7 protein-coding genes are annotated in these 8,156 nt (G+C 72.8%); 2 read left to right on the top strand and 5 right to left on the bottom strand.

Going from position 1 to position 8,156, the window contains the following annotated elements; translation table 11 throughout:
- Window positions 1–47 precede the first annotated feature (47 nt).
- The 3 genes from dxs to AB0J68_RS21580 all read right to left on the bottom strand — a co-directional run bounded on the left by dxs (window position 48) and on the right by AB0J68_RS21580 (window position 5,424).
- Window positions 48–1,994, bottom strand: coding sequence for a 1-deoxy-D-xylulose-5-phosphate synthase (gene dxs / locus AB0J68_RS21590; RefSeq protein WP_355063976.1), 1,947 nt, complete (start codon window positions 1,992–1,994; stop codon window positions 48–50).
- An 81-nt stretch (window positions 1,995–2,075) separates the two neighbouring features.
- Window positions 2,076–3,362 carry a TRAM domain-containing protein gene (locus tag AB0J68_RS21585; RefSeq protein ID WP_363940187.1) on the bottom strand — a complete coding sequence of 429 codons (1,287 nt, stop codon included), beginning with the start codon at window positions 3,360–3,362 and terminating at the stop codon, window positions 2,076–2,078.
- Window positions 3,355–5,424 (bottom strand): APC family permease, encoded by a 2,070-nt coding sequence (locus AB0J68_RS21580; protein WP_354862491.1) that lies wholly within the window; start codon window positions 5,422–5,424, stop codon window positions 3,355–3,357. The genes AB0J68_RS21585 and AB0J68_RS21580 overlap by 8 nt, the downstream gene beginning before the upstream one ends.
- 173 nt (window positions 5,425–5,597) lie before the next feature.
- On the opposite strand from AB0J68_RS21580, the gene AB0J68_RS21575 reads away from it, so the two are divergent.
- Window positions 5,598–6,263, top strand: a complete 666-nt coding sequence (locus AB0J68_RS21575; RefSeq protein WP_266251020.1) for a TrkA family potassium uptake protein — start codon at window positions 5,598–5,600, stop codon at window positions 6,261–6,263.
- Between the two features lie 3 nt (window positions 6,264–6,266).
- Entirely contained in the window at window positions 6,267–6,956 is a 690-nt protein-coding gene (locus AB0J68_RS21570) for a TrkA family potassium uptake protein (protein WP_234587936.1), read from the top strand.
- A gap of 27 nt (window positions 6,957–6,983) precedes the next feature.
- Here AB0J68_RS21570 and AB0J68_RS21565 read toward each other — a convergent pair whose 3' ends face one another.
- A complete protein-coding gene (locus tag AB0J68_RS21565; protein ID WP_363940185.1) occupies window positions 6,984–7,670 on the bottom strand; it encodes a DUF3159 domain-containing protein in 687 nt (228 codons plus the stop codon).
- Window positions 7,671–7,695: 25 nt separating this feature from the next.
- On the bottom strand, window positions 7,696–8,076 hold the full coding sequence (locus AB0J68_RS21560; protein WP_354862496.1) for an OB-fold nucleic acid binding domain-containing protein: 381 nt from the start codon (window positions 8,074–8,076) through the stop codon (window positions 7,696–7,698).
- Between the last annotated feature and the right edge of the window lie 80 nt (window positions 8,077–8,156).

Below are 8,156 nucleotides of genomic sequence, written 5' to 3'. Positions count from 1 at the left end.
GACGGCGGGCGGGCCCGTAGGGGCCGCCCGCCGTCGGTCGAGCCGGGTCAGTTCTGGGCCGGGGTCTTCGTGGGGGTCAGCCGGTCCGGGGTGGCGTCCAGGCCGGAGATCCAGCCGGTGACGTTGCGGGCGACGTCCTGGGCGGTCAGGCCGAGGTCGGCGAGGATCTGCGCGCGGGTGCCGTGCGGGTGCCAGTCGGCCGGTACGCCCAGGTCCTTGAGCGGCACCCGGACGTCGGCGTCCCGCATGGCCTGGCCGAGAGCGTCGCCGACTCCGCCGACGCGGACGCCGTCCTCGACGCTGACCACGAGCCGGTGCCGGGCGGCCAGCTCGACCAGCTCGGCCGGGACCGGGCGGACCCAGCGGGGGTCGACGACGGTGACGCCGTAGCCCTGCTCGGCGACCCGGGCCGCGACCTCCATGCCCAGCTGGCCGAAGGAGCCGACGGCGACGAGCAGCACGTCGGTACGCGCCGACTCGGCCAGCACGTCGACCGGGCCGACCCGGCGCAGCGCCGGCAGGTCCGCGGCGACCGCGCCGGTCGGGAACCGCACGACGGTCGGGCCGTCGTCGGTGGCCAGCGCCTCACGCAGCTCCTCGCGCAGCGTGGCGGCGTCCCGGGGAGCGGCGATCCGCAGGCCGGGAACCACGCCGAAGACCGACATGTCCCAGATGCCGTAGTGGCTGGGGCCGTCCGGGCCGGTGATGCCCGCCCGGTCCAGCACGAAGGTCACCGGCAGCTTGTGCATCGCCACGTCCAGCAGGACCTGGTCGAAGGCGCGGTTGAGGAAGGTGGCGTAGACCGCGACCACCGGGTGCAGACCGCCGAGCGCCAGGCCGGCCGCCGAGGTGGCGGCGTGCTGCTCGGCGATGCCCACGTCGTACACCCGCTCGGGGTACTTGCGGGCCAGCTTGGCGATGCCGGTCGGCTCGGCCATGGCGGCGGTGATGCCCACCACGTCCGGCCGCTCGTCGGCCACGGCCAGCAGCTCGTCGGCGAAGACGTGGGTCCACTTCACCGAGGGGGCGGCCAGCAGCGCGCCGGTCTCCACGTCGAAGGCGCTGCCGGGGCCGTGCAGACAGTCCGCCTCGTCCTCCTCGGCCGGGCGGTAGCCGTACCCCTTGCGGGTGACGGCGTGCACGATCACCGGGCCGCCGAAGTTCTTCGCCGCGCGCAGCGCCGACTCGACGGCCGCCACGTCGTGCCCGTCCACCGGACCGACGTACTTGATCCCGAGGTCCTCGAACATGGCCTGCGGGGCGACCGCGTCCTTGATGCCCTTCTTGACGGCGTGCAGCACCTCGTACATCGGCTTGCCGACCAGCGGCGTGGAGCCCAGGGCGTCCTTGACCGTGTCGAGGACCTTCTCGTAGCCGGGGTTGAGCCGCAGCGAGGAGAGGTGGTCGGCGAGACCGCCGATGGTCGGCGAGTAGGACCGGCCGTTGTCGTTGACCACGATGACGAGGGAGTTGCCGGCGGTGGCGATGTTGTTCAGCGCCTCCCAGCACATGCCGCCGGTCAGCGCGCCGTCGCCGACCACGGCCACGACGCTGCGCGCCTCGCCCCGCAGGGCGTACGCCTTGGCCAGGCCGTCGGCGTAGGAGAGCGCGGTGGAGGCGTGCGAGTTCTCGATGAGGTCGTGCTCGCTCTCCGCCTGGCTGGGGTAGCCGGAGAGGCCGCCGCGCTGGCGGAGCTTGTCGAAGCCGGCCTGGCGCCCGGTGAGGATCTTGTGCACGTACGCCTGGTGGCCGGTGTCGAACAGGAGCCGGTCCCGGGGGGAGTCGAAGACGCGGTGCATGGCCAGCGTCAGCTCGACCACTCCGAGGTTGGGCCCGACGTGCCCGCCGGTGCGGGAGACCTTGGCGATCAGGAAGTCCCGAATCTCCGCGGCGAGCACATCCAGCTCCTCGCCCGACATCCGCTTGACGTCCTGCGGACCGCGTACCGTCCCCAGCAACCGACCGTGGTTGGCCGTGTCCTCTTCAACACTCATGACCGGAGAGTCTATCGGCCGTCCGACACTCCGCAGCCTGGCCCGAGCCGCGCGCACCGCAGCGGGCGGCTGAGCGCCTGGTCAGGGCCGATCCACAACGGGCGCGTCGGCCGGCAGCAGGAGCCCCACCAGCTCGACGTGCTGGGTCATCGGAAACAGGTCGAAGCCGCGCAGCGCGGCCAGCCGCCAGCCCAGCTCGGCGAAGGTGCGCACGTCCCGGGCGAAGGCGGCCGGGTCGCAGGCCACGTACGCGACCGCCCGCGGACCGGCGGCGGTCAGCGCGCGCACCACCGGAGCGCCGGCGCCCGAGCGCGGCGGGTCGAGCACCACCACGTCGACCGGGCCGGTGATCCGTCGACGGGCCAGCGCGGTCTCCACCCGGGCCGCCACCACCTCCACGCGGGGCAGGTCGGCCAGGTTCTCCCGGGCGGCGGCCACGCCCTGCGCGGCAGCCTCCACCAGGGTCACCCGACCGGACGCGCCGACCCGGGCGGCCAGCCCGGCGGCGAACAGCCCGGCGCCGCCGTAGAGGTCCCAGGCCTCCTCGCCCGGACGCGGGTCGAGCAGCTCCAGCACGGCCGTGGACAGGGTGTCCGCCGCCGCCGGGTGCACCTGCCAGAAGGCGGACGCGGGCAGCGCCCAGTCCCGCCCGGCGGCCACCTCGCGGACCTCGGTAGGCCCGCTCACCGGCGTGGCCACCCCGTCGCGGACCTCGGCGACGCTCACGTCCCCGCCGGTGCTGGCGACGGTCTCCACGGCCTCGGCCGCCGGCCAGCGCGTGCCGGACGGGGTGAGTACCGGCAGCTGCTGGATGGCCGGGTGGGCGATCCGACAGCGGTCGATCGGCACGACCTCGTGCGAGCGGTGCTTGAGCAGGCCGGCGCGGTCCGCGGCGTCGACCGCGTAGCGGACCCGTGAACGCCAGCCCAGGAGCCCGCCCGGCAGCGCCTCGACCTGGACGCCGAGCCGGTCCAGCTCGGCGTCGGCGAGCCCGCCGAGGCGGACCAGCTGCTCGCGCACCACTGCGGTCTTCCAGGCCAGCTGCGCGTCCGGGGCGACGTGCTGCAGATCGCAGCCGCCGCAGGCGCCCGGCCTCGCGTACGGGCAGGGCGGCTCCACCCGGTCCGGTGAGGGGTCCAGCACGGTCACGGCGTCGGCCCGGACGAACCCCCGGTGCACCTCGGTGACCTCGGCGATCACCCGCTCGCCGGGCAGCGCGTGCCGGACGAACACCACCTGCCCGTCCACCCGGGCCACGCAGTGCCCGCCGGGGGCGACCGCGTCGACGATCAGCTCGACCCGCTCCGCCTCCGCCAGGCCACGTTCGGCCCCGACGGGTGGCGAGGCCGCCGCGGTCCGCTCAGTCACGGCCGTTCCCGACCGTTTCGCTGTCCACCGGGCCGGACTCGTCCGGCGGCGGCGCGGTGACCGCGGCAGGCACGGTGCCCCGCGGCCCGCGCGCGGGGGTACGGGAGAGCGTGGCGTCCAGCCGGTCCAGGTTCTTGCTCGCGGTCGAGGCGAGCTGCCACGGAACGCTGACCACCATCACCCCCGGTTCGAAGAGCAGCCGGCCCTTGAGGCGCAGCGCGCTCTGGTTGTGCAGCAGGTTCTCCCACCAGCGTCCCACCACGTACTCCGGGATGAAGACGGTGACGACGTCGCGCGGTGACGTACGACGGGTCGAGGCGACGAAGTCCAGGATCGGCCGGGTGATCTCCCGGTACGGCGAGTCGACCACGGTGAGCGGGATCGCCATCTCCCGCCGCTCCCAGTCGGCCTGCAGGTCGCGGGTGTCCTTCTCGTCCACGTTGACGGTCACCGCGGTCAGCGTGTCCGGCCGGGTGGCCCGGGCGTACGCGATGGCCCGCAGCGTCGGCTGGTGCAGCTTGCTGACCAGCACGATCGCGTGGTTCCGGGCGGGCAGCACGGCCCGGCCCTCGTCCGGTGGGGTCAGCTCGGTGGCGACCCGGTCGTAGTGCCGGCGGATGGCCAGCATCAGCGCGTAGATCACGGCCATCGCCGCGATCGCGATCCAGGCGCCGAGCAGGAACTTGGTGATCAGGACGATCACCAGCACCGTGCCGGTCAGACCCATGCCGAAGGTGTTGATGGCCCGGGAGCGGTGCATCCGCTTGCGCGCCTCCGGGTCCCGCTCGGTGCGCAGGCGTCGGTTCCAGTGTCGGATCATGCCGGCCTGGGAGACGGTGAACGAGACGAAGACGCCGACGATGTAGAGCTGGATGAGGCGGGTCACCTCGGCCTGGAACCCGACGATCAGCACGATCGCGAAGAGGGCGAGAAAGGTGATGCCGTTGGAGAAGGCCAGCCGGTCGCCCCGGGTGTGGAACTGGCGGGGCAGGTAGCGGTCCTGGGCGAGGATCGAGCCGAGCACCGGGAAGCCGTTGAACGCGGTGTTCGCGGCCAGGAAGAGGATGAGCGCGGTCATCCCGGCCACCACGTAGAGCAGGAACGAGCCGGAGCCGAAGACCGTCTCGCCGAGCTGGGTGGTCACCGTCTTCTGCACGTACCCGTCGGGGCCCGAGACGATCTGCAGGGCCGGGTCCTCGACGAACTGCAGGTGGGTCAACCGGGCCAGCCAGATGATCCCGACGAGCAGGCTCACCGCGATCGCGCCCAGCAGCAGCAGCGTGGTGGCGGCGTTGCGGCTCTTCGGCGCCTTGAACGCGGGCACGCCGTTGGAGATCGCCTCCACGCCGGTGAGCGCGGCGGCGCCCGAGCTGAACGTCCGCAGCAGCAGGAAGACCAGCGCGAAACCGGTCACGCTGTGCTCGGCCTGGATGACCAGGTCGGCACTGGGCGCACGCAGGTCGTCGCCCAGCACGAAGACGCGGAACAGCCCGGTGAGCAGCATCGCGCCCATCACGATCACGAAGCCGTACGTGGGGATGGCGAACGCGGTGCCCGACTCGCGCAGCCCGCGCAGGTTGACCGCGGTCAGCAGGATCACTGCGAGCACCGCGATCATGACCTTGTGGGTGGCCACGAACGGCACCACCGAGCCGAGGTTCGCCACGCCGGAGGAGACCGACACGGCCACCGTGAGCACGTAGTCGACCAGCAGGGCGCTGGCCACCCCGACCCCGAACTTCGGCCCGAGATTGACCGTGGCCACCTCGTAGTCGCCGCCGCCGGAGGGGTAGGCGTGCACGTTCTGCCGGTAGCTGGCCACCACCGTGAGCATCACCACGACCACCGCGAGGGCGATCCACGGGGAGAACAGGAACGCCGACGCCCCGGCGATGGACAGGGTCAGCAGGATCTCGTCAGGCGCGTACGCGACGCTGGACAGCGCGTCGGAGGCGAACACGGGCAGCGCGATGCGCTTCGGCAGGAGGGTGTGCTGCAGTCGGTCGGACCGGAACGGTCGACCGAGCAGCAGTCGCTTCAGCAGCGAGGTGGGTCTGGCCACGAACGCCAAGGGTACGACCACCACGGTGAGAACGCGGGGGTGGGCGATCACCGTCGGCCGACAGGACGCGGTACGGTCGGTCCCGCTGTCGACCCGGACGTGGCAGGCTCGAACTCGGAGCCACCGGCGGCGAAAGGGCCAGCGGCAGCGGTACGCACCTTGGGAGGGACAGCGTGCACGTCGTGATCATGGGATGTGGCCGGGTCGGGTCGACCCTCGCCCACAGCCTGGAGTCCCGGGGGCACTCGGTGGCGGTGATCGACCAGGACGCCGACGCCTTCCGCCGGCTCGGCCCCGACTTCGCCGGGATCACGGTGACCGGGGCGGGCTTCGACGGCGAGGTGCTGCGTCAGGCCGGCATCGAGCGCGCGGACGCCTTCGCGGCCGTCTCCAGCGGCGACAACTCCAACATCATCTCGGCGCGGTTGGCCCGTGAGACGTTCGGCGTGTCCCGGGTCGCGGCCCGGATCTACGACCAGCGCCGGGCCCAGGTCTACGAGCGGCTGGGCATTCCCACGGTGGCGACGGTGCGCTGGACGGCCGACCGGATGCTGCGGCACCTCGTGCCCGAGGGCAACGTGGAGATCTTCCGCGACCCCACGAGCACCGTGTCGATCGTCGAGGTGCCGGTGCACAAGGAGTGGATCGGCCGGCCGGTGCGCGTCCTGGAGGAGGCATCCGGTGCTCGGGTGGCCTACCTGATCCGCTTCGGCATCGGCACGCTGCCCACCGCGTCCACCGTCGTACAGGAGGGTGACCAGGTGTTCATGCTGGTCAGCGACGACATCGTGGCGACGGTCACGTCGGTGGCGGCGACCCCGCCGGAAGGGGGGCACTGAGCCATGCGGATCGCCATCGCGGGCGCCGGCAACGTGGGCCGCTCGATCGCCCAGGAGCTGATCGAGAACGGCCACCAGGTGATGCTGATCGAACGGCAGCCGAAGATGCTCCGGCCGGACCGGGTGCCGGCCGCCGAGTGGGTGCTCGCCGACGCGTGCGAGGTGGCCAGCCTGGAGGAGGCCAACGTCGCCGGCTGCGACGTGGTGGTCGCGGCCACCGGTGACGACAAGACCAACCTGGTGCTGTCGCTGCTGGCCAAGACCGAGTTCGCGGTGCCCCGGGTGGTGGCCCGGGTCAACCGGGCGGAGAACGAGTGGCTCTTCACCGAGCAGTGGGGCGTCGACGTCGCGGTGAGCAAGCCCCGGGTGATGGCCGCCCTGGTCGAGGAGGCGGTCACCGTCGGCGACCTGGTCCGGCTGATGACCTTCCGGCAGGGCGAGGCGAACCTCGTCGAGATCACCCTCCCGCCGACCGCTCCCTACGTCGGTCAGCCCCTGCACGCGGTGCCGCTGCCCCGCGACTCCGCCCTGGTGGCGATCCTGCGCGGCAAGCGCGTCCTGGTGCCCAGCCCGGACGACCCCATCGAGGCCGGCGACGAGCTGATCTTCGTCTGCACCGCCGAGGTGGAGGACGATGTCCGTGCGGTCATCCTCGGCCCGGACAGCGTCGAGCGGACCCGCGGCTCACACTGAGCCGTCGGGCGCGGGCGGCGCGGTCGCTCAGGCGCCGGGCAGCGGGGTGGGTTGCGGCTCCCGGGTGACCCGGCGCACCGTCCAGACGGTGATGAGCAGCAGCAGCGCGTACGGGGGGTAGCCCAGCGCCAGCCGGGCCACGCCCAGCGCGGTGTCCTGGTGGGCCAGGTAGAGCCCGGCCTGCACGCCCACCTTGGCGAGCCACACCACGCCCCAGAGCACGGTCAGCCGGGTGAAGACGTGCACCAGCTTCGGGTCGGCCCGCCACTCGGAGCGGCCCTTGGCGACCAGCACCGACCAGATCCACCCGACGAGGGGCTGCCGGATGGCCGCCGAGATCAGCAGGGCGATGCCGTAGCCGATGCCGTAGAGGATGCCGGGAAGGTAGAAATCCCGCTCGTCACCGGTGCGCCAGGCGATGGCGGCGCCGATGCCCACCCCGAACAGCCCGTTGACCGCGTGCCGGATCGGCCGGCGCTGAGCCAGCCGCAACCCGGCGATCAGCAGCGCGACGGTCACCGAGGCGATCACGGCGGGCCGCAGGTCGCCGATGATGTTGGCGAGCACGAAGACGACCACCGGGATGCTGGACTCGACCAGCCCCCGCCAGCCGCCGAGCTGGTCGGCCATCTGCTCGGCGATCGTGGGCAGCGGCTCGTCGTCCTGCGGAGGATCGGTCTCCGGCTGTGCTGCCCGGTGCTGTCCCGTCGTCATGCCCGGCCTTCCGTCCGCGGTGCCGTCACTTCGGCGAGTCCAGCTCGTAGTACGGGTTGTAGATGACCTTGCGGTCGTCGCGCATGGCCACCCGGCCGCGCGCGGTCAGGTGCCGCCCCGGCTCGATCCCGGAGATGTGCCGCCGGCCCAGCCAGACCAGGGTGACGACGTCGCTGCCGTCGTACAGGTCGGCCTCGAGGGTGGGCAGGTTGGTGCGCGGCGTGTAGACCACGGTGCGCAGCCGACCGGCGACCGAGACCAGCTGGCCCCGGGAGCACTGCTGGGCCAGGACACCGCCGCAATCGGCGCTCTCCTGCCGCAGCTCCTGCGCGTCGATCTCGGCCTCGCTGGCGGTGAACCGTTGCAGGATGCGCCGCAGCGACACCCGGCTCTCGTCGGTCTTCATGACCTCCGCGTCACCCTCTCCACGCTCGCCGGCGCCGCCGAGCCCCGCCAGGTCTGACCGAGCGCCCACCGGCCCGCCGG

Origin of the sequence: Micromonospora sp. NPDC049580 (assembly GCF_040675595.1) — a bacterium.
In the GTDB taxonomy this organism is placed as follows: Bacteria; Actinomycetota; Actinomycetes; order Mycobacteriales; family Micromonosporaceae; genus Micromonospora.
This window is presented reverse-complemented; position numbering and strand designations above follow the sequence as displayed.